Genomic DNA, 21,323 nt, shown 5'->3' with positions numbered 1-21,323 from the left:
GCCAGCAACGTTCCTCAGAACAAAAAGGTGGCAGTGACGAGGCCCCCGAGCGCCAAAAGATGAAACGTAAGGAGTTCGAGAGCGAGTTGAGGAAGCTCCAGCTAGAACTCGTGCGCCTGCAAACATGGGTCAAGGAGACGGGAGCGAGGGTCATCGTGGTCTTCGAAGGCAGGGACACCGCCGGCAAGGGCGGCGTCATCAGCAGGATCACGCAACGGGTCAGCCCCCGGATCTTCCGGCACGTGGCGTTGCCGGCTCCAACGGAGCGCGAGAAAAGTCAGCTCTATATCCAGCGATATGTCGCCCATTTTCCTGCCGCCGGCGAGATCGTGCTGTTCGACCGGTCCTGGTACAACCGGGCCGGCGTGGAACGGGTCATGGGTTTCTGCGGTGAGGACGAGTACCAGCGGTTCATACGCCTCGCACCGTCTGTGGAGCGGGAGCTCGTGCGTAACGGGATCATCCTTTTGAAGTATTTTCTCGATGTGAGCCAGGAAGAACAGCAACGGCGTTTCGCCGACCGCATCGACGATCCGATCAAGCATTGGAAGCTGAGCCCGATGGACACTGAGTCGGTGCGCCGCTGGTGGGATTACACGGCCGCCTATCAGGAGATGCTGCGCGACACCGACACACCGGAATGCCCATGGTACATCGTGCCGGCGGACAACAAGCGGCGCGCGCGACTGAACCTGATCGCCCATATGCTCAGCATGATCCCCTACAAAAAGATCAAATTGGATTTGCCGAAGGTCCCCAAACCCCAGGCCAAGCCCAAAGGCATCGCGGAAGGCCTGCCGGCGAACCACGTCGTGCCGCAACTCTACTGAGGGCCGTCGAACACCACGCGCAAGGAGTTATCGGCATGGCGAGCATCCGGTTTGAGTTGATATCCCCCGAGCGTCTCATCTTCTCCGGCGATGTGCGGGCGGTCATGCTGCCCGGATCCGCCGGCGACATGACGGTCATGCCCGGCCACGAGGCGACCGTGGCGACGCTCCAGCCGGGGTTCATTACGGTCACGGATGTCCAGGGCCATGGCCATCGCGCTTTCGTCCGATGGGGCTTTGTCGAAATTACCGGCGAGAGCGTGACCGTATTGGCCGATCGGGTTCTTCCGCCAGAGGAGCTCACCCGCGAGCGCCTCGCTGAGGAGATCATCCGCGTGGAAACCCTTCGCGAGGCGACGCGAGACGATGCCGCACGGCATGAGATGGATTTCGCTCTGAGCCGACTGGAACAGATGCGGGTCACTCTCTCGTTTTAGGAAAAGGCTTCGTTCGGGAGCCCAGGCCAGGGATGGCAATCCGAACAGACGTTAAACGAGGGGCCAAACTCTGCGGAGGAATGGAACATGGCTGCTCGCCGGGACCTTCCGATCGATGAACGCGATAGACGAGCCCGGATGGGCCGCCATATGATTGTAGCCGTCAGGTGGGTCGCCACCTGCGCCTTGGCATTGTGCGGGTTCGCTCTTCCCGCGGCGGCGCAGCAGGCCCCCGCTTCCGCCATTCCTGTCGGCACGATCAATGCCGAGCGGAAGCCCATTTCGAAGAACGCGGAATTCGTTGGCCGCGTCGAAGCGCCTAACCGCGTTGAAATCAGGGCCCGCGTGAAAGGCTATCTCGAGGACGTGCTTTTCACGGAAGGCGACGTTGTTCGAGTGGGTGCTCCGCTTTATCAAATAGAGCAGGGACTGTTTCAGGCTGACGTCCAGCAGGCGAAGGGTGCCCTCGAACGCAGCAAGGCAGCACACACCCTTGCCGTGATACAGTTGCAACGTGCCGAAGAGTTGTTGGCGAAGAGCGCCGGAACCGCTGTGGCTCGCGACCAGGCGCGGGCTCTCGAAGACCAAGCGCAGGGAGCTGTTACTTCCGACGAAGCCAACCTGCGCACCGCACAAATCAATCTCGGTTACACGAGCATCACGGCGCCGATCACCGGACGGATCGGTCGTTCCAACGTGACGGCGGGCAATGTCGTTGGGCCCGATAGCGGCGTTCTGGCGATGATCGTCAGCCAGGACCCGATGTATGTCACATTCCCCGTGAGCCAGCGCGAATTCCTGGGACGGACCGAACCCGGGCGCCAGACCGACCCAAAGGGAATCGATGTTCGGATACGCTTCTCCAACGGAACGACCTACGACCAGGTTGGGAGGCTCAACTTCCTCGACGTGACGGTTGATCGCACCACCGACACCGTGATCGCCCGCGCCAGCATTCCAAACCCGAACGGTGTCCTCACCGACGGTGAGCTCGTGCGTGTCCTTCTCGAAACAGGAGCCCCGGAGGAGAAAGTCGTGATCCCGCAAGCGGCGCTGATCGCCGATCAAGCCGGTATCTACGTCTTCGTCGTCGAGGATGGCAAAGCCGCCATGCGACGGGTCAAGCTCGGCGGCGAAATCGGTGCTGGAACGATCATCGAGGAGGGCCTGTCGGCAGGCGATCAGGTCATTGTCGAAGGGCTCCAGAGCGTGCGTGCAGGGATACCCGTGCGCGCGAGCCCAATATCCCCGACACCGGGCGGGATCTAAGCCAATGCTGTCCTCAATCTTCGTAGACCGACCTCGGCTAGCCATCGTCATCGCGATCGTCACGACAATCGCCGGTCTGCTGGCGCTCCTGGCAATTCCGATCGCACAATATCCCGACATCGTCCCGCCCCAGGTCTCCGTCACAACAAACTATCCCGGCGCTTCGGCTGAAATCGTGGATGCGACGGTCGCCCAGCCTATCGAGTCGCAGGTCGTCGGCGTAGACAAGATGATCTACATGAAAAGCGTGAGCGGCAGCGATGGCAGCTATACGCTGACTGCCTCGTTCGAACTCGGCACGGACCCGGACATCAACTCCGTCAACGTCAACAACCGGGTGCAGGTCGCGCTCTCCAAATTGCCCCAGGACGTTCAGCGCCAGGGTGTGACGGTCAAGAAGAAATCATCGGCCCTGCTCGGCGTCGTCGCCTTCTATTCGCCCAAGCACACGCACGATCCCCTGTTCATCTCGAACTACGTCACGATCAATATCCTCGATCAGATCAAGAGCACGCCCGGTGTCGGCGACGCCACTCTGTGGGGTCCGCAGGACTACGCCATGCGCGCATGGGTGCGGATCGACCGGCTGACGGGCCTCGGACTGACGACTGGCGACGTCATCAGCGCAATCCAGGCTCAGAACGTTCAAGCGGCCGTCGGGCGCATCGGCGCACGCCCCATTTCCAACGATCAGCAGCTTCAGCTCAATATTCAAACGAAGGGGCGTCTCAGCTCGGTCGAGGACTTCGAAAAGATTGTCCTGCGCACCAATCCCGACGGATCCGTCCTCCAACTCGGCGATGTCGCGCGCCTGGAGTTGGGCGCAGCCAATCTCGACCGCGAGACGCTGTTCAATGGTGGGCCGGCGGCGGTGACGGCGATCTACCAATCACCCGGCGCCAATGCGATCGCAGCATTGGACGCGGTCAAGAAGCAGGTCGCGGAACTTTCCAAGGATTTCCCGGAAGACCTGGAATGGAAGGTCACATACGATCCGACCGTCTTCGTCACCGATACCATCCATGAGGTCCAAAAGACCTTGATCGAGGCCTTCATCCTCGTCGTGCTCGTGGTTTTTCTGTTTCTCGGCAGCATCCGGGCGACGTTGATCCCGACCCTCGCGGTGCCCGTGAGCCTCGTCGGCACTTTCATCGCGCTGAAGGCGGTTGGTTACTCCGCCAATTCGGTCTCACTTCTCGCCCTCGTGCTCTCCATCGGCATCGTCGTGGACGACGCCATCGTCGTGGTCGAAAATGTCGAGCGGGTCATGGAGGAACATCCCGAGTTATCGCCCAAGCAAGCGACCAAGAAGGCAATGCAGGAGATCACCGCGCCGATTATCGCCATCACGCTGGTGCTGCTCTCGGTCTTCGTGCCCGTGGCCTTTATTCCCGGCATCTCGGGCGAGTTGTTCCGCCAATTCGCGGTGACCGTTGCGGTTGCCATGTTCCTCTCGGCGATTAATGCTTTGACGCTGTCGCCGGCCCTCTGCGGCGTGCTGCTGCGACCTCATCATGGGCCGCGCCGAGGCGTGATCGGTTTCATAATGCGCTCCATTGACCGGGTGCGTGATGCCTACGGCGCTGCCGTGGCCCGGATTGTCCGCTTCTCGATCATTGGGTTGGTCTTGGCCCTGGTTGCAGCCCTCGGAGTATTCGGGCTCTCGAAAATCACACCCACCGGATTCTTGCCGGAGGACGATCAAGGTGCCTTCTTCGTGGTCGTGCAATTGCCGGACGGAGCTTCCGTCGCACGGACGACGGATGTGATCCGCCGTGCCGAGGCCGTCCTGCGAGAAGAAGAAGCCGTTGCCGATTTCACGTCCGTGATCGGACTGAATTTCATCGACAACTACTCCCAGGCGAATGCGGCGTTCATCGTGGTCACGTTGAAGCCGTTCGAGGAGCGTCATGATCGCTCTCTCGGCGCGACCGAGGTGATTGCGCGTCTCGGCCCAAAGTTCCGACAGATCCCAGGTGGCGCGGTGGTGCCTCTGGCGCCGCCGCCGATCATCGGCCTCGGCACAGGCGGCGGCTTTACCTATGTCCTGAAGGATCTGCGCGGAGGCGACCCGAAGGCACTTGCCCAGGTGCTGCGCGGATTGACGGTGGCGGCGAACCAGGAGCCGCGATTGGCCCGCGTGTTCACGACGTTCTCGGCCACGAGCCCTTCCATTTTCCTCGACATCGACCGCAACAAGGTCCAAATCCTCGGCGTCCCGTTGAACAGCGTCTTCCAGGCGTTGCAGGCCGCGCTCGGGGGATATTACGTCAATGACATGAACCTGTTCGGCCGCACGTGGCAGGTCCAGGTCCAGGCCGAGGCTGTCGACCGGACGAAGGTCGATGACATCTACCGCATCAATGTCCGCAATGCCGAGGGGCAGATGGTCCCCTTGCGAAGCCTTCTTGAGGCACGGGTGATTGTCGGTCCCCCTTCCCTGATCCGCTACAACAACCGTCGCGCCGTTACGGTTCAGGGCAGTCCGGCTGAGGGTGTGTCGTCCGGGCAGGCGCTCGCGGCAATGGAAGAGGTCGCAGCGCGCACGCTGCCGTCAGGCTTTGCAGGCGAGTGGACCGACACCGCGTTTCAGGAAAAGCGCGCGGAGGGAAAGACGGGAATCATCCTCGGCTTCGCAGTGCTCTTCGCATTCCTGTTCCTCGTGGCCCTCTATGAAAGCTGGACGATTCCAGTTCCGGTGCTGCTGTCGGTGACCGTCGGTGTGCTGGGAGCCTTCGCAGGCATCCTTGTGGGCCGCCTCACACTCGACCTCTACGGACAAATCGGGATGATCGTCCTGATCGGGCTCGCCGCGAAGAACGGCATTCTGATCGTGGAATTCGCAAAGGAACAGAGGGAGAAAGGCGTTCCCTTGTTGGTGGCGGCCACGGAAGGAGCGCGATTGCGCTTCCGGCCCGTGATGATGACATCGCTGGCCTTTATCCTCGGTCTTTATCCGCTCGTCGTCGCAACAGGTGCTTCCGAACTGGCTCGACGCAACGTCGGCACCCCGGTGTTTGGCGGCATGATCCTTGCCTCATTCCTCGGGATCTTCGTCATCCCGCCACTCTACGTGCTGTTCCAGGGCCTTCGGGAAAGGATCAAGCGAACCATCGGCATGAAGGGGCAAGAGCCGTCGACCGCCGCCGCACCATCGGAATCCGAGCCCCCTGGTCAAGCTGCGGAATGATCATCGCGCATGATTGCGTAACAAGGATTTCGCGGGGGGACGGTTGGAGGCCTTCGCGCGCCGGCTCCTTTCTCCTCACACGCGCATCCATCGCTGAGCCTCTCATTGCCGTCGGATGAAAGTTAGGAGGCGGGTCAACGCGACGCAGTCTGCAGGAATGCCTGATGCGTGTGCTCTGGCCGCAACCTCATCGGTCAATGCTTGCAGTGCGCGAGCACCGGAGGTTGAAGCATTGCAGTTTCGTATGTCTTCTCAGTTGATGGGCCCAATGGAACTAGCGATGGCCGCGCCGAATGCCGACCAGACCCACAGGGGAGCAAGGGGGGTCCATGCTGGCTTCGGGGGAAATCGCAGCCAACGACAGTGGCGGTACCTGGCCAAGCAATTGGAAGTGACGACGCGCGCCATTTATCGCGATATCGCGACATCGCAGACAAGACACAATCCCCCCGGTGCGAGCTTCAAGGGACCTACCGGCATTTCCGTGTCGATCGCATCCAGAAAACTGAAGTGCTCGATGAGGCATTTGCCACAGACAGCACTCGAATGATCGCCGAATGGATGGCAATGCTGAAGCTTCCATAGAAGTTGCCGCTGATCCCTTCGTTATGGGTAGACTCGCTTCCTCTGCATCGTTCATATGCGCTATTCGCGCGATGGATTTTGGAGTCGGAAATGAACAATCGGAATGAGATATGGCAGCAGGTCGATGCGGCCAAGGACAGGCTCATCGCTCTGAGTGACCGGGTCTGGGGAATGCCGGAGGTCTGCTACACCGAAGTCCGCTCCGTAGCCGAACACACCGCGGAATTGCGGCACCAGGGATTTCGCGTCACCGAGAACGTCGCCGGCATTCCCACCGCAGTCATTGGCGAGGCGGGTGAAGGCGGACCGGTCATCGCATTCCTCGGCGAGTACGACGCGCTGCCGGGCCTCAGCCAGGAAGCCGGCGTCGCAGAGCATCGTCCCATTGAGGCCGGTGGGCACGGGCACGGCTGCGGCCATAACCTGCTCGGATCGGCCTCCCTCCTCGCTGCCGTTGCCCTGAAGAACTGGCTCGCCGAAAACAAGATTCCCGGGCGCGTGCGCTACTACGGCTGCCCTGCCGAGGAGGGCGGCGCCGCCAAGGCCTTCATGGTACGCGCAGGCGCATTCGACGACGCCGATATCGCGATCTCATGGCATCCCTATAGTTTCTGGGAAGTGGCCCCGGCCTTGTCTCTGGCCAACACGCGTGCCGATTTCACCTTCACCGGACGCGCAGCCCACGCCGCCGCCTCACCTCACCTCGGGCGCAGTGCGCTCGATGCCGTGGAGCTGATGAATGTCGGCGTGAACTACATGCGCGAGCACATGCCGTCCGATGCGCGCGTGCATTATGCCCTCCTTGATACGGGCGGTATCGCGCCGAATGTGGTGCAGGCTCATGCCCGTGTGCGTTATTCCATCCGCGCGATGGACCTTCCCGGCATGCTCGAACTGGTCGAGCGCGTGCACAAGATCGCGCAGGGCGCGGCTTTGATGACTGAGACGAGCGTCGAAATGCGCATCGTCAGCGCCGTGTCGAACACCCTCGGCAACAACGCCCTGGAGCGGGCCATGTACAATGCCATGGACGAGCTCGGGCCGCCGCCTTTTGACGAAGAGGATCGGGAGTTCGCCCGCCAAATCCGCTCGACTCTGTCGGCGCAGGAGCTCGCATCGGTTTACCGCGCGATCGGTCAACCGCAGACCGATGCACCGCTCGCCGATTTCCTTGTGCCGCTCGATTCACCGCGCAAGCCGATGATCGGCTCAACCGATATCGGCGACGTCAGCTGGGTCGTGCCGACGGTTCAGGCCCATGCGCCAACGGTGGCCATCGGCACCCCGTTCCACACGTGGCAGATCGTTGCTCAGGGCAAGGCGCCAGCAGCGCATAAGGCCATGGTCCATGTGGCAAAGGCCATGGCTGCAACCGGCATGGCCGCGATCACGGACGCTTCCCTGCTGCAAGCGGCCAAGGCCGATCTCGCCGCGCAGACCCGCGCAACGCCTTATGTCAGCCCGCTCAAGGATGGCGTCGAGCCGCCGCTCGACATGTCGCGCACCTGATCGTTTCGCGAGCCACCGGCGGACGGACCCGATTGCGGATCTGTTCGCCGGTGACGCAATGATCTTGAGTGTCGTCAGCTTCGGATAGCTTTTGCACGCAAAGCGCAACACAACATCGACCGCTTGTGAAACGGCCGATGTCTATGGTCGTCCCGAGGGACAGGTATCACAGCGCTAGGGTGGCCTCTGGCGCCAGCTCCTCGGCTGACGGAATGCGGCCTTCAAACCAGTAGGCTGCCGCAGCGCGCGACATTGCGGCGCCGTCGTGACCAATACCTTCAACGGTGATCAACTGCCAGCCAAAGGGCAAGCCGAGTCGTTCCGCTTCACGCTTGGCGAAGTCGTAGACGAAGTGAGCGCGGGCGTAACGTGACGGCCCCTGCGCCAAAGCTTCCGCCTGAGCCGGCAAGTTTGGATCGTCCGTGGCGATATCCTGATCGCCTGCGAAAATCTTCATCGGATAGGCGAACCAACGCTCCAAGGTGGCCTCGTCGAGCCCGATCCCTCCAAGCCCCTCGGGGAAGGAGCGTTGCAGCGTCGGCAAGGTATACCAACCGGGATTGGCTGCAATGACAGCGTCAAAGGAAGCATGATCCTGCGTCGCGAGCAGACGATGCGCAAATTGGCCGCCAGCTGAATGGCCAAAGAGCCGCGCTTGGGAGCGCCGGGTCACACCGCTTTGTCTTAGCGCGGCGAAGACACGGCTCGGTATGCTGTAAAGCCAGTTTTCATGTGCCCGCACGGTACCATCGCCATCGATCACGAGACCATTGTTGTAGCTCTCGGCCTGCGGGAAATGGTCATTGGAGAAGGTCGGCGCGGCGATCAGAATGCGATGCTTGTCCGCGGCCGGAATCCAGAAATCGCGATAGTCGTCGCCGTTGCGGAGCATACCGTGCTGAACGATCACCACCGGATCGTCCGGCCCATGCGCGGCCGGGCGATAGAAGTTCACTTCGAGCGGCCGGTCGGGGTGGAACTGATCGATGAAAGGCAGCGTGCTGCGGCCGATTTCAGGGCTGAGTGAGGCGGTCGTCATGCGGACTCCGGAGACGTATGCAAATGGCAGGCAGCGCTGCGGCCCGGCGCGATTTCTGTGAGAACGGGGCGAACCTCGCGGCAAACAGACATGGCGCGGTCACAGCGCGGATGGAACGGGCAACCGCTCGGTGGCGCGAGCGGTGAAGGCAGTTCGCCCGTGAGCGGCTGAAACTGGTGCTTGCGGCGCGTCGCGGACGGACTCGCCTTGATCAGCGCAGCGCTATAGGGGTGGGCGGGCTCAGCGAAGATAGCGGCGGCGGAGCCGATCTCGACGATGCGTCCGAGATACATGATCGCGACCCGGTCGCTGATATGCCGGACGATGCCGAGGTCGTGGCTGACAAAGAGGTAGGTCAGCCCATACCGCTCGCGCACATCCATGAACAGGTTGATGACCTGCGCCTGGATCGAGACATCGAGCGCCGAAACCGGCTCGTCGCAGACAAGGAAATCAGGCTTCACCACCAGTGCGCGGGCGATGCCGATGCGTTGACGCTGGCCGCCGGAAAACTGATGCGGGTAGCGGTCGCGATAAGCGAGATCGAGCCCGACCTCCGTCAACGCCTTGTCGACCGCAGCGTCGATCTCGTTCTTCGGCAAAAGACGATGGACGCTGAGCGCCTCGCCCACGATCCGGCTCACGCGCATGCGTGGATTGAGCGACGCATAAGGGTCCTGGAAAATCATCTGGACTTTCAGCAGGAAATCCAGCCGCTCCTTGCCCTTGAGCGCTGCGACCGGCTGCCTGTCGTAGACGACCTCGCCGGAACTCGGCTTGAGAATGCCCGTCGCGATGCGTGCCAACGTCGACTTGCCACATCCGGACTCGCCGACGAGCCCGAGCACCTCGCCGCGCGTGACAGTGAGATCGACGCCGTCGACCGCGCGCAGAGTGCGGGGTGGTGCTCCCCGCCCAGCAGCTGCGAGGATTCGTTCGGCGAACGTCGACTTGCCGCGGTAGTGCTTCTTCACGCCGCGCAGTTCAAAGAAGGGCTCGGTCATGACGCTTCGCCGTGGGGAACGGGATTGTGGCAGCGGAAGATGCGCTCGCCTCTGATTTGCGGCATCGGGTCCTCTTCCGCGCAGGATGGCAGAACCCGCTCACAACGTGGGCGAAACGGACAACCGCTCGGACGAGAGTCGATACGCGGGGCCGCGCCATCGATCTGTTTCAGCCGCTCTCCGGGGTTGATCGTCGCCGCTGACGAGTTGAGCAGGCCGAGCGTATAGGGATGAAGCGGATGATCGAGGATATCGTCCACCGGACCCGTCTCGACGATCCGCCCAGCATACATCACGGCTACCCGATCGGCGAGTTCGGCGACCACGGCGAGATCGTGCGTGATCCACAGAATCGCGGTGCCGGATTCGCGGCTGAGCTTCTGGACCTCATACAGGATCTGGCTCTGGATCGTGACATCGAGGGCGGTTGTCGGCTCATCGGCGATGATGAGGTCCGGTTCGTTCAGGAGCGCCGTCGCAATCGCGACGCGCTGGCGCATGCCGCCGGAGAATTCGTGCGGAAACTGCTTCAGCCGGGTCTCGGGAGATGAGATGCCGACACGCGACAGGGCCTTCGCGGCCGCGTTCAAAGCATCCTGTCTGCTGCAGTCGCGATGTTCCAGGATCGCCTCGCACATCTGCTCGCCGATGCTGAGCACGGGATTCAGCGTCATCAACGGATCCTGGAAGATCATCGCGATGCGATCTCCCCGCAGGCTGCGCAATCGCTCGCCAGAGGCAAGACGCAAATCCTCCCCATTGAAGAGCACATCACCGGCGATAACCTCGCCCGGCGCATCGATGAGCTGGACTAACGAGAAGCCGGTCACGGACTTGCCGGATCCCGATTCTCCGACGAGGCCAAGCACTTCGCCCCGCCGCACGACGAGATCGACGCCATCAACCGCCGGCCATGCGCCATCGAGCGCATGGAACACGGTCTTGAGACCACGAACTTCGAGCAGTGGCGCTGTCATCAGGCCCTCACGTTGAAGCTGCGACGCAGACGGTCGCCTACGACGTTGAGTGACATGATCAACAGCACGAGAGCGATGCCGGGGAAGACCGCGATCCAGTATTCGCCGGAGAGCAGGAACTCGAAACCGTTGGCGATCAGAAGACCGAGCGAAGGTTGCGTCACCGGTACACCGACGCCGAGGAACGACAGGGTCGCTTCGAGCGTGATCGCACCCGCGATGCTGATCGTCGAAACGACAAGCACCGATCCGATCGAATTCGGCAGAAGATGTGCCAGCATAATGTGGCGCGTCGGCAAACCGAAATTGATGGCGGCCTCGATATATTCCTTGCGCCGCTCGACAAGCGCGGATGCCCGCATCAATCGGGCATATTGCGCCCATTGCACCAGGATGATCGCGATGATCACCTTGTCCACCCCTCGGCCTATCGACGCGAGAAGAACGAGCGCAACAAGGATCGAAGGGAAGCCGAGCATGAAGTCGACGACGCGCATGATTGCGGCATCGACGGCTCCTCCCAGCTGTGCGGCGACAAGACCTGCGGCAACGCCGATGGCAAGGGCTCCAGCAGTCGACGACAACCCGACCAGAAGGCTGGTCCGAAGGCCGTAGAGGATGGCGCTCAACATGTCGCGGCCCTGGGCGTCGGTCCCGAGCCAGTAGACCATGCCGGTCATACCGCCCGTGCCTGGCGCAAGGCGATTGTCCATCACGCTCAGCGAGGCAAGATCGTGTGGGTTCTGAGGCGCGATGAAGGGGGCGAGCAGCGCGAGAAGCACGAATCCGCCGAGAAGGATTGCGGCCCCGCGCGTTGTCGGGCGGCTTCGGATGCGGCGAAGCACCTTTTGCCGCAAGGGGGTATCGGCGTAAGCCGGGATACCCTGCGTGCTCGATCCTGACGGGCTCATGCCATCTCTCCGGTCAGCTTCACGCGCGGATCGAGCGCCGCGTAGAGGATGTCGACAAGGAAATTCACCAGAACGAACAGCAGAGTCGCCAACAGCACATAGGCAACAACCACCGGACGATCGAGATGGTAAATGCTGTCGATCAAAAGCTTGCCCATGCCCGGCCAGGCGAAAACGGTTTCAGTGATCGTCGAAAAGGCGACGAGGCTGCCGAATTCGATGCCCACCACGGTGACGACAGGAATCAGGATGTTGCGCAGCACATGCCGACCGACGATGCGCTTGCGACGCACGCCTTTGGCACGGGCATATTTGACGTAGTCCTGTGTCATGGCCTCGGTGGTGCCGGCCGCGACCAGCCGGATCATCAACGCCATGTTGGGAATGGCGAGGTTGAGCGCCGGCAGAAGGAGATGCCGAAGCCCGTCGACGGTCAACAGGCTTGTCTGAAAGCCCAAAACCGAGACCATCTCACCGCGCCCCGCGGTCGGCAGCCAGCCAAGCGCGACGCCGAAGAGCAAGATCAACATCATGCCTTTCCAGAAACTCGGCAGCGAATAGCCGAGAACCGTTCCGCCCATGATCAAGCGAGCCGGGCGGCTTTCAGGATCGAGCCCGGCCAGGAGGCCGAGAGGCACGCCAACTGCCGCCGCCAGGCTCATCGCCAGAAGAACGAGTTCGAAGGTGGCCGGCAGTCTGGCCAGAATGAGTTCGATCGCGGGCACGCCGTGCACGAACGAGCGCCCGAGATCGCCCTTCAGGGCGTTGCCCATGAAGGTGAAGTACTGCTGCCAGACAGGGAGATCGAGCCCAAGTCGGCGGACCAGTGCCGCCCGCTCGGCGGCACTTACCTGCGGCGGCACCAAAAGTTCGATCGGGTCTCCAATGCCGTAGACGGCAAAGAAGACCACGACCGAGACTGCGAGCAGAACCAGAACACTCTGAATCAGTCGCTGCAGAACATAGGCCGTCATGACGCGCGGATCAGAGTACTGATGCTCTCACCCATCGCTCATTTCGCCGGTTTGACGGACATGGCCATGGTGAACTGATCGGAGCGTCCGACATAGTTCAGATTGGCTTTGTAAGCCCAGACCGTGCTTTCGAAGTGAAGCGGGATGAAGGCATTGCTTTCGAGAACCTTTGCACCGGCCTGCTGAAGAAGCTCCGAGCGCTTGGCATCATCGAGCGTCGAAATGGCGGCGCGGATCAGCTTGTCGTAATCCGGATCCAAATAACCCCCGTAATTCGAGCCACCGATCGTCTGGGCTTCGTCCGGCGTGGCAGGCCATTGGCGCAGGAAGGAAGAAGCCTCCCCGCTCGTCGAGCCCCATCCGCCGAGCGCCACGCTGAACTCCTTCTTCGAGCGCCGCGGGAAGTAGACCGCGCGGGTCATGGCATCGACCTCGGCGCGAATACCGACTTGCGTCAGGTATTGAGCGACGGCCTGCGTGATCTGGCTGTCGTTGATGTAGCGATCATTAGTCGTCGCGAGCGTGAGCTGGAAGCCATTCGGATAACCGGCCTCGCTGAGGAGCTTTTTGGCCGCCGCCGGATCGTAACGCAGCGCGGGCGGGTTAGGCAGTGTGCCGAACATGCCCGTCGGCAGGAACTGGTAGGCTGGTTCGGCTGCACCGTCCATAATGCGCTTGACGATGGCGTCGCGATCGATGGCCAGAGACAGCGCCTTGCGCACGCGCTCATCCTTGAGCGGGTTCTTGCCGTTCTCCGCCTTGACGAAGGGGCTCGGTTCGCGCGCGACATCGAGCTGGAAGTAGATCACCCGTGTCGACGGCGTGACCACATAGCCGAAGCGCTTGTCGTCCTTGAGACGACCAAGATCGCGCGCAGCCGGATTTTCGATTACATCATAATCGCCGGCAAGCAGACCGGCGAGGCGCGGGCCGGCATTGGGTACCGGCAGGAAACGCACGCTCTCCCAAGGCTCGGCCTGCCCCCAGTAGCTCGCATTGCGCTCCAGCTCGATGCTAGAACCGCGCGTATAGCTCTTGAACTTGTAGGGCCCGGTGCCGATGGCGAGCTTACCGTCGTTAAAGTCTCCGACAACAGGCCATGCGCCCGTTACGCCGCAGTTCTTGGCGACATCGAAGCTCAACTTGTCATGCGGAATGATCGATGAGCTCAAGATGCCGACACTGGCGAGAAAGTTCGGAAGCAGCGGATCAGGGCTCTTCGTGGTGATGACGATGGTCTGCGGATCGGGCGCCTCGACCGAGGCGAAGGCGCCTGTGATGTCCGCGAAGGAGCCAGCGATTGCGGTCTCATTCTTCAACGTGCGGCAGAAAGTGAATACCACGTCGTCGGCCGAGAAGGGCTTGCCGTTCGAGAACGTCACGCCCTGGCGCAACTTGAATGTCCACTTGTTCTTGCCGTCGTTCTCCCAGGATGTCGCCAGTCCCGGATGGAGCTTCTGCTTCTCGTCCTGTTTGGTCAGGCCCTCGAAAATGTGGAGAGCAAGGGCATTGTTAGGCGACAGATCATGATAGTGTGGGTCGATCGCGGTCGGCTCTGAACTGAGCGCGACCCGCAACGACTGCGCCCAGGCGGGGGCAGCGAGCAGGCAGGTGCTAGCAACGCATGCAAACATAATACGGCTGCGCATCGATATTTCTCCGTTCCCTTGTTACGTCATTTTGACAGTTTTATTTTCTCAGATTAGAAATCATGAAAATTTTATGACGTCAATCTGTCTGGAGCCGCGATGTCACCTGCTTTGAAGCCGACGACTGACCTCGCCAACCGGATCGCGCTTGTCTATCCATCGCTTAGCAACGCACATCGCAACGCGGCGGACTTCGTGCTGCAAAACCCACTCGACACGGCGACGATGACAATCGAGGGTCTCGCCGAGAGAAGCGGCACATCGACGGCGACGGTGACGCGTTTCGTGCGGACCCTTGGCTACAGTGGCTATGGCGAATTTCGGACCGCCCTGTCGTCGGCCCTGAAACTCGCGCTCGCGCCAGTCGACAGCCTCGCCGGTGCCCGCGCGATCGCAGGGTCGACATTCGCGACGCTCGTCACTGCCCTGAAGGATCAGTCGGCGAATCTCGAGGAGGCGATCTCCACATTGGAGGAGGACGTCTCGACGCGTGCCATCGCGGCTTTGCTCCAGTCTCGCCGCATCTTCATCGTCGGATCCGGCGCGAGCCACCACGTTGCGGCTTACCTGGAGGACGGGCTGGCGCTTTATCTCGACGCAAACGTGATCTTCGCGGCTTCGCGGGGCGGCCCGGAACGGGCCATCCGGCATATGATGTCGGCCGGGCCAAACGATCTCGTGCTCGCGGTCTCGATGCCCCGCTACTCGCGCGCCACACTCGACTTGACGGGCCTTGCCAAAGAGCGCGGCGCGGTCGTGCTGGCCCTCACTGACGCACCAACATCGCCGCTCGCGCGAATGGCAGACATGACGTTGTTTGCTCCGGCACGCAACCGGCTGCTGCCGAACTCTCCATCAGCGACCTTCGCACTCGCCGACGCACTGATCACAGCCGTCGCGCGCGAACGTCCCGATGCCGTTGAAGCCCTCAAGGAGCTGAGCGAAAATCTGCTTTGGACGTTTCATCAATGATTCATGCACCGCATCCATCATTGGCGATCGAGATCGGTAGGCGGATCAGGACCGCGAGTTCCTTCGAAATTCCACCATCGGGCCCTGGAAATGGATTTTGAATCTCCGGAAAGGGTGTCAGAGGCGGACTGCAAGCAAGGTCGTGCGACGGCTCGCTAATTCGATCCGCCGCCAAATGTTCGTCTGATAAATCCGGGCCCCGAACAGACAGCTTCGTGAACCGAGCGCTCTCAGTTGCCAGGTTTCAGTCGCGATCGGGCGCCCCGAGCGGGAAGAGTGAGCGATAGGGCCGCGCTTCGTCGACGGCGCGCGCGAAGGACGGGCGCGCGAGCAAGCGGCGTCGGTAAGCATGCACGTGAGAAAACGCGTCGCTGATCGGATGCGCCCAATCCGCGTAAAAAAGGGCCGGCGCAGCCGCGCAATCGGCAAGGCTGAAGGCATCACCCGCCGCCCATTCGCGGGCCGCCATGACACCGTCGAGCCAGTGATAGGCGACGTCGAGCAGGTTGCGCACCTCCGTCACGCCGTGGGGGTCACGTGCCTCTTCCAGCCGGATGCTGTCGAGCACGATCTTTTGCATCGGCGTCATGATGTAGTTGTCGAAAAAGCGATCCATCATTCGCACGGAAAGCGCGGCGCGCGGGTCTTCCGGAACGAGTTGCACCGGGCCGGGATGATGAAGCCCGAGATGCTCGATGATGATGCTCGCCTCCGCCACCGTGCAGCCCTCGTCCAGAAGCACAGGAAAGCGCTTCAGCGGCCACAGAGCCATCCACTCGGCCGCATTCTGCGCATCGTCGGGACCCAGCGTGCGAAATTCGAAACGGGTGCCATTTTCGTACAGCGCAACGAGCACCTTCTGGCAGTAGGAGGAGAAAGGATGGGCAAAAAGCTGCAAGGTCATCGTTGTCCCCTGACATGTCCTGATGGCGCCAATAGAGCACAACCCGCGTAACACGCAAACGCAGGCGCGGGCCCGACCCGGCCTTGGAACAAGCGCCATCGCGCGCTGCCTCAACTTCAAACATATAAATCGCTCTGACGTAGGGTTCATGAAGAATATACATGAGAAGACCCTCTGTAAGCTTGATCTATTATAGCTTAGCTTGAGCACGCCGCGCCGCCCGGGCGCTTTGGGGGACCTCATGACTTGCAACGATCCTAGCCATCATCACGGACTGACCCGCAAGGGATTGCTGCGCGGCCTTGCTGCCGCGATCGGCGGTCTGGCGGCTGGGGCCACGAGCACACGCCCGACCTTTGCCGCGACGCCGGCCGACGGGAACTTCTGCTATCCCTACAATCCGGCAACGACGAACATGTCGGCCATTCCATGGGGGAAGCCCTATGAGGGCGAGCCGGCTCCGCTGAAGGATCGTCCCCTGTTCGGCTACGTCCAGGAGTGGAACGGCTACGACCCCAAATGCACGATCGAGCCCGAAGCGCTCTGCCGGAATGTTCCGTCGCACGCTCACAACATCAAGGCCGCGGGCGTTTATGACGGCATCGAAGTCGCGGGCAATCAATGGATGCGGATGGCATCGGATGAAGCCCGCATCTCGGTCGAGAGCGGCGGCGGCCCTTTCGGGGCGGTCATCCTCCAGATCGACGATGAGACCGGCGAGGTCATCCGTTACTGGCGCAATCATAACCACGTGCCCGAATGGCGGGATCCCACGGCCCATGCGGAGGTCACGGCCATCCGCGCCGCCTGCCGTGAGCTCGGGGTGTTCAGCCTCGACGGCATCAAGAAGGAGGAGGCGAAGCTTCCTCAGAAAGGCGCGACGTCGCACTGCGTCATCTACTCGTCCGCAGAGCCCTGTCCGATGTGCTACGCAGCCATCTATTGGGCTCGCATCCCTAAACTCGTTTTCGCGGCGACGCGCTACGACGCCGCCGTGCAAGGAGCCAGCTTCTCGGATGAGGCTCTTTATGCGGAACTCGCGCAGCCTTACCGTGAGCGCAAGGGCGTCAGGGCGCTTCAGTCGTCCGTCGCAAACTCCCTCGATGCGTTCAACCTTTGGAAACGCAGCAAGAAACTTCAGTACTGAAGCAAGACTCTGCGGAGCGGACCGAAAGGCGTTGCGCCGGGACTGGCGCCCGCATCAATCCGCCTCACGCGGAGCGCTCATCTCGTAGAGCCTACAACAGCAAGGCCGCCCATCGGGCGACCTTGGGTCTTTCGCCGACACAAGGAGCCCTGCTCCGGATCACATAAATCCGCTCACAACCCGGTATTCCACAACTTCCCCGCGCCGTACCCAGCCATTCGATTGCCGGCGAATGAAAGCCAGAACTTCAGCGTGTAGATTGCTCCCCGTCACAAGGCGGCTGTTGCCTTGCACGGCGGGAAGAAAGTCGATGATACGCATAGCCACGACCTCCGATGCCAGTAATTTGGCGGCCCTATCGATCCAGGTTTGGCTCCATACTTACGCGAAAAGTGGACTGAGGAACGCACTCTCCGACTACGTTCTGGCAGAATTCACCCCCGAGAAGATTGCAGCAAGCGTGAACGATGAGAACCAGGTTTTCGTTGTGTACGAGGAAAATGCGCATCTTCTCGGATACCTGCGGCTGATCCTGAACTCGCCCATCCCAAGCGATCCGGAATCTCGTGTAGAGATCGCCAAGCTTTATGTCCAAGAGCACTTTGTTGGGCGCGGCATAGGAAGCGCCCTGCTAAAATACGCATTGGCTTATTGCGACAAGCTTGGGATCACGTCCGTCTGGCTCGCAGTCAATCATGAGAATACGAACGCGTTGCGCTTCTATGAGCAACATGCCTTCCTGCGGAATGGCTCAACTTTTTTCCACCTGGAAAATGAACAGCACGAGAATTTCATTCTCTCCAAGCTGATTGCGTTGTCTGCTTCCGATTCCTCATTGGAAACTCGGGAACACTGACTAAAGCAGGATTTCACATTGTTAGTTAACGATATATCATACGTTGTATCATTCAATTAACGCCGAGCTTGAGATGCCCTTCGCCCTTACCCTGCAATCGTTCCGCCGGTCCGAAATCCTCGCCCGCGTTTCGAACAGGGCGGACGGCTCGTCCGCCGAAGCCGGCAGCATCAACGCTAAGATCAGCCCGGACGGCCGCTACGTGATATTCGAGAGCAAGGCCGGACTCGTGACCGGGGATAATAACGCCGTATCCGACATCTACCTCCGGGACCGGCAAGCCAATACCCTCACCCTCGTCTCAACAATGGCTGATGGCTCTCAGGTCGGCTTCGGCTCCGGCATGAGCTTCCACCCTCAGATCACTCCTGATGGGCGCTACGCGGTGTTCGAGTCCAGCGCCCAACTCGTGGCGGGGGATACCGACACCTCCACCGACATCTATCTGAAGGACCTGCTGACCAACGCCATCACCCGTATTTCGACCAAGTCCGACGGCTCCCAGCACAACGGCAGCAGCGGCAGCAAGACCGGCACCAATGCCAGCATCAGTGCAGACGGACGGTACGTGGTGTTCGAGACCACCGCCCGGCTCGCAGCGACAGACACCGATAGCCTCTCTAGCATCTATCTGAAGGACTTGCGGACGAATACCCTCACCCAGGTCTCCACCGGCTTAGATAGCAAAAACGCGCAGATCAGCCCGGACGGGCGCTATGTGGTTTTCGATACCGGCGCGAGCATTTACTCGAAAGACCTGCTGTCCAACACCCAGGGCCGCCTCGGAGACGGCGCGAAAGCGCAGATCACCCCGAACGGGCGCTACATGGTATTCGAGACGACCAATCGATTGGTGGCGACGGACACCGATCTCATTCGTGACATTTACCTTCAGGATCTGCAGACCAAAGCCCTTACGCGCATCTCGACCAAAGCCGACGGCTCACAGGCAGACAACCACAGCTTCAATCCTCACATCAGTGCCGACGGGCGCTACGTGGTATTTGAAAGCGGCGCTGCGTTGGTGCCGGCTGACACAGACGTTAGAACCGACATTTACCTGAGGGACTTGCAGACCAAGACCCTCACCCGCTTTTCGACCAAGTCCGACGGTTCGCAGGGGTTTGGCACGAGCGTCAATCCCCACATCAGTGCTGACGGGCGCTATGTCGTCTTCAATGGCGACGGGCAACTCTCGGCCGGAGACGATAATTTCGAGAATGACATCTATCTGGCTCCTACAGATACCTCGAAACGGCAAGCTATCCTCGATGGACGCAGCATCGAACTGAAGCTCGGGGTCGGCGCAGCGTCGCAGGTCGCGGTCGCTTGGGGCGATGGCGACATCAACACCGCACTACCCGCTCTCAGCAGCGTGAGCTTCAGCCACGTCTATGCTGCGGCGGGAACAAAGGCGGCGACGGTGACGCTCACCGAGGGGGCTCAAACCTGGACTGTACCCTACACGATCAATCTCGCCGCAAGCCAGATGAGCCGCGACACTGTGCTTAAAGACACGCTGAATGGCGGGGCGGGCAAGGACCTTCTGACAGGCGATGCTTTCTCCAATCAGATCTATGGCGATGCGGGCAATGATACCCTGATAGCCGGCGAAGGCGATGACCTGCTCGTCGGCGGAAGCGGCAATGATGTGCTCACCGGCAACGCAGGTAAGGACGTGTTTGTGTTCGACATGAAGCCTCACGTCAAAAGCAATGTGGACAAAATCACCGACTTCAATGTGAAAGACGACACGATCTGGCTTGAAAACAAGTACTTCAAAGTTGGCAAGGGCTCACTTCCGATGCCAGGGAAGTTTGCCAAGGGCATGTTTTTCAAAGGCACGGCGGCGCATGACGCCACTGATCGCATCATTTACAATGAGGCGACTGGCGCCCTCTATTATGACGCGGATGGGACAGGCAAGACTGCGCAGATCAAGATTGCGACCCTCAAAGTAAAACTTGCGCTCTCCGCCGATGATTTCCGCGTGATCTGAGCGAACTCAGCCCAAGCAACTGATATGCGATTGGGGTGTCTCGCGCGATGGTCGGGTTCATCCGGGCTCCTCAGTTGCAATGACGATTTCGGTCTCCGACCTGGCGGCGCTCAGCGCCGCCAGGGAATGAGCGACCGCAGTTTTTCATCGCGTAGATAGAGCCCGCCCCACAAGGCCGCCCCGACATAGACGCCAAACAGAACGTGCGTGAAGAGCGGGTTCTCGATGCGGACATGGGTTGCGACCGCGCCGCCGAGATAGGCCGTCAACAGGACCGCGCCGAGAATTGCGGTGCGCGGAAACGCGTAGAGGAGCGTGCAGCCCAGCAGAAGAATGCCGAGGGTCACGCCCAAATGCGCGGGCCACCCCAATTGCACGGACGTTTCTGCGACGATCGGCAGGGAAATGATCTTCATACCCGCGTCGAACGCGAGGAATATCACGACGAGGCCGCTCAAGGCACGTCCGCTCCACAGGGCGATTTGCGATGTGGAGCTCTCTTTCACTGCGATGTTCATGTGCATGCTCTCGCCCTCCCCTTCACGCGCTCACGCATCGGCGTTGAGCTTGCCGACGACTTCGGCCATTTGATCGGCGCATTGGCCCCAGCCTTCGTGGAAGCCCATCTTCTCGTGCATCTCGCGGTCGGCGACAGTCCAGTGGTGGACGCGGGCGGTGTATCTCGTCTTGTCGCCGCCGACATCCTCGAAAGTCGCGATCACTGTCATGAACGGCTTTTCCGACGGCTCCCAGGCCTTGGTGTAGGCATCGGTAAAGACGATGCGCTCGTTCTCGACGACGTCGAGATAGACGCCGCGGTTCGTCATATCGTTGCCGTCGGGGTCACGCATCACGATCAGGCTCGCGCCTCCTGACCGAACATCCATCTCCGCGACAGGCGTGGTGTAGGGGCGCGGGGCAAACCATTGCTTGAGGAGCTCGGGATCGGTCCACACCCTGAACACCTTCTCGCGCGGCGCATCGATGATGCGGGTCAACACCAACTCGCGATCCGTGGTTGGAGCAGCTTCGGCTGATGCGGGCATTCGACTTCTCCGGGTTTGATATTCC

Annotated in this window: 18 protein-coding genes; 9 read left to right on the top strand and 9 right to left on the bottom strand. The window is 61.0% G+C overall.

Annotation, left to right across the window (positions count from 1 at the left end):
- The first annotated feature begins 59 nt into the window (after nt 1-59).
- The 5 genes from ppk2 to I2H38_RS03455 all read left to right on the top strand — a co-directional run bounded on the left by ppk2 (nt 60) and on the right by I2H38_RS03455 (nt 7,820).
- Nucleotides 60-830, top strand: a complete 771-nt coding sequence (gene ppk2, locus I2H38_RS03475) for a polyphosphate kinase 2 (RefSeq protein ID WP_196270390.1) — start codon at nt 60-62, stop codon at nt 828-830.
- A gap of 35 nt (nt 831-865) precedes the next feature.
- Nucleotides 866-1,267, top strand: a complete 402-nt coding sequence (gene atpC, locus I2H38_RS03470) for an ATP synthase F1 subunit epsilon (RefSeq protein WP_196270389.1) — start codon at nt 866-868, stop codon at nt 1,265-1,267.
- Between the two features lie 150 nt (nt 1,268-1,417).
- The gene (locus I2H38_RS03465; protein WP_196270605.1) at nt 1,418-2,536 is read left to right on the top strand and encodes an efflux RND transporter periplasmic adaptor subunit; all 1,119 of its coding nucleotides are present in this window, start codon (nt 1,418-1,420) and stop codon (nt 2,534-2,536) included.
- A gap of 4 nt (nt 2,537-2,540) precedes the next feature.
- Nucleotides 2,541-5,726, top strand: a complete 3,186-nt coding sequence (locus I2H38_RS03460; protein ID WP_196270388.1) for an efflux RND transporter permease subunit — start codon at nt 2,541-2,543, stop codon at nt 5,724-5,726.
- Between the two features lie 675 nt (nt 5,727-6,401).
- Entirely contained in the window at nt 6,402-7,820 is a 1,419-nt protein-coding gene (locus I2H38_RS03455; RefSeq protein WP_196270387.1) for a M20 family metallopeptidase, read from the top strand.
- Nucleotides 7,821-7,986: 166 nt separating this feature from the next.
- On the opposite strand, the gene I2H38_RS03450 is transcribed toward I2H38_RS03455, so the two are convergent.
- Genes I2H38_RS03450 through I2H38_RS03425 form a run of 6 tightly spaced genes read right to left on the bottom strand, consistent with a single transcriptional unit; the run spans nt 7,987 to nt 14,374 of the window.
- A complete protein-coding gene (locus tag I2H38_RS03450) occupies nt 7,987-8,859 on the bottom strand; it encodes an alpha/beta hydrolase (RefSeq protein ID WP_196270386.1) in 873 nt (290 codons plus the stop codon).
- On the bottom strand, nt 8,856-9,863 hold the full coding sequence (locus I2H38_RS03445; RefSeq protein ID WP_196270385.1) for an ABC transporter ATP-binding protein: 1,008 nt from the start codon (nt 9,861-9,863) through the stop codon (nt 8,856-8,858). The genes I2H38_RS03450 and I2H38_RS03445 overlap by 4 nt, the downstream gene beginning before the upstream one ends.
- Complete coding sequence (locus I2H38_RS03440; protein ID WP_196270384.1) at nt 9,860-10,840, bottom strand: ABC transporter ATP-binding protein; 981 nt, start codon at nt 10,838-10,840, stop codon at nt 9,860-9,862. Before I2H38_RS03440 ends, I2H38_RS03445 begins: the two co-directional genes overlap by 4 nt.
- Entirely contained in the window at nt 10,840-11,751 is a 912-nt protein-coding gene (locus I2H38_RS03435; protein ID WP_196270383.1) for an ABC transporter permease, read from the bottom strand. The genes I2H38_RS03440 and I2H38_RS03435 overlap by 1 nt, the downstream gene beginning before the upstream one ends.
- The gene (locus tag I2H38_RS03430) at nt 11,748-12,725 is read right to left on the bottom strand and encodes an ABC transporter permease (protein WP_196270382.1); all 978 of its coding nucleotides are present in this window, start codon (nt 12,723-12,725) and stop codon (nt 11,748-11,750) included. Before I2H38_RS03430 ends, I2H38_RS03435 begins: the two co-directional genes overlap by 4 nt.
- A gap of 38 nt (nt 12,726-12,763) precedes the next feature.
- Nucleotides 12,764-14,374: an ABC transporter substrate-binding protein gene (locus tag I2H38_RS03425; protein WP_196270381.1), complete on the bottom strand. Its 1,611-nt coding sequence runs from the start codon at nt 14,372-14,374 to the stop codon at nt 12,764-12,766.
- Nucleotides 14,375-14,473: 99 nt separating this feature from the next.
- Between I2H38_RS03425 and I2H38_RS03420 the strand changes: the two genes are divergently transcribed.
- Entirely contained in the window at nt 14,474-15,346 is an 873-nt protein-coding gene (locus I2H38_RS03420; protein WP_196270380.1) for a MurR/RpiR family transcriptional regulator, read from the top strand.
- A 244-nt stretch (nt 15,347-15,590) separates the two neighbouring features.
- On the opposite strand, the gene I2H38_RS03415 is transcribed toward I2H38_RS03420, so the two are convergent.
- On the bottom strand, nt 15,591-16,250 hold the full coding sequence (locus I2H38_RS03415; protein ID WP_196270379.1) for a glutathione S-transferase family protein: 660 nt from the start codon (nt 16,248-16,250) through the stop codon (nt 15,591-15,593).
- Nucleotides 16,251-16,491: 241 nt separating this feature from the next.
- On the opposite strand from I2H38_RS03415, the gene I2H38_RS03410 reads away from it, so the two are divergent.
- From I2H38_RS03410 to I2H38_RS03400, 3 genes are all read left to right on the top strand, one after another.
- Nucleotides 16,492-17,397 carry a nucleoside deaminase gene (locus I2H38_RS03410; protein WP_196270378.1) on the top strand — a complete coding sequence of 302 codons (906 nt, stop codon included), beginning with the start codon at nt 16,492-16,494 and terminating at the stop codon, nt 17,395-17,397.
- 310 nt (nt 17,398-17,707) lie between these two features.
- Nucleotides 17,708-18,253 carry a GNAT family N-acetyltransferase gene (locus tag I2H38_RS03405; RefSeq protein ID WP_196270377.1) on the top strand — a complete coding sequence of 182 codons (546 nt, stop codon included), beginning with the start codon at nt 17,708-17,710 and terminating at the stop codon, nt 18,251-18,253.
- 73 nt (nt 18,254-18,326) lie between these two features.
- Nucleotides 18,327-20,252 carry a M10 family metallopeptidase C-terminal domain-containing protein gene (locus I2H38_RS03400; protein WP_196270376.1) on the top strand — a complete coding sequence of 642 codons (1,926 nt, stop codon included), beginning with the start codon at nt 18,327-18,329 and terminating at the stop codon, nt 20,250-20,252.
- Between the two features lie 110 nt (nt 20,253-20,362).
- Here I2H38_RS03400 and I2H38_RS03395 read toward each other — a convergent pair whose 3' ends face one another.
- Together I2H38_RS03395 and I2H38_RS03390 are read right to left on the bottom strand one after the other, a co-directional pair.
- Nucleotides 20,363-20,770 carry a DoxX family protein gene (locus I2H38_RS03395; RefSeq protein WP_196270375.1) on the bottom strand — a complete coding sequence of 136 codons (408 nt, stop codon included), beginning with the start codon at nt 20,768-20,770 and terminating at the stop codon, nt 20,363-20,365.
- Between the two features lie 30 nt (nt 20,771-20,800).
- Nucleotides 20,801-21,298 carry an SRPBCC family protein gene (locus I2H38_RS03390; protein WP_196270374.1) on the bottom strand — a complete coding sequence of 166 codons (498 nt, stop codon included), beginning with the start codon at nt 21,296-21,298 and terminating at the stop codon, nt 20,801-20,803.
- Between the last annotated feature and the right edge of the window lie 25 nt (nt 21,299-21,323).

This window comes from Microvirga alba (assembly GCF_015694465.1).
GTDB lineage: Bacteria > Pseudomonadota > Alphaproteobacteria > Rhizobiales > Beijerinckiaceae > Microvirga > Microvirga alba.
This window is presented reverse-complemented; position numbering and strand designations above follow the sequence as displayed.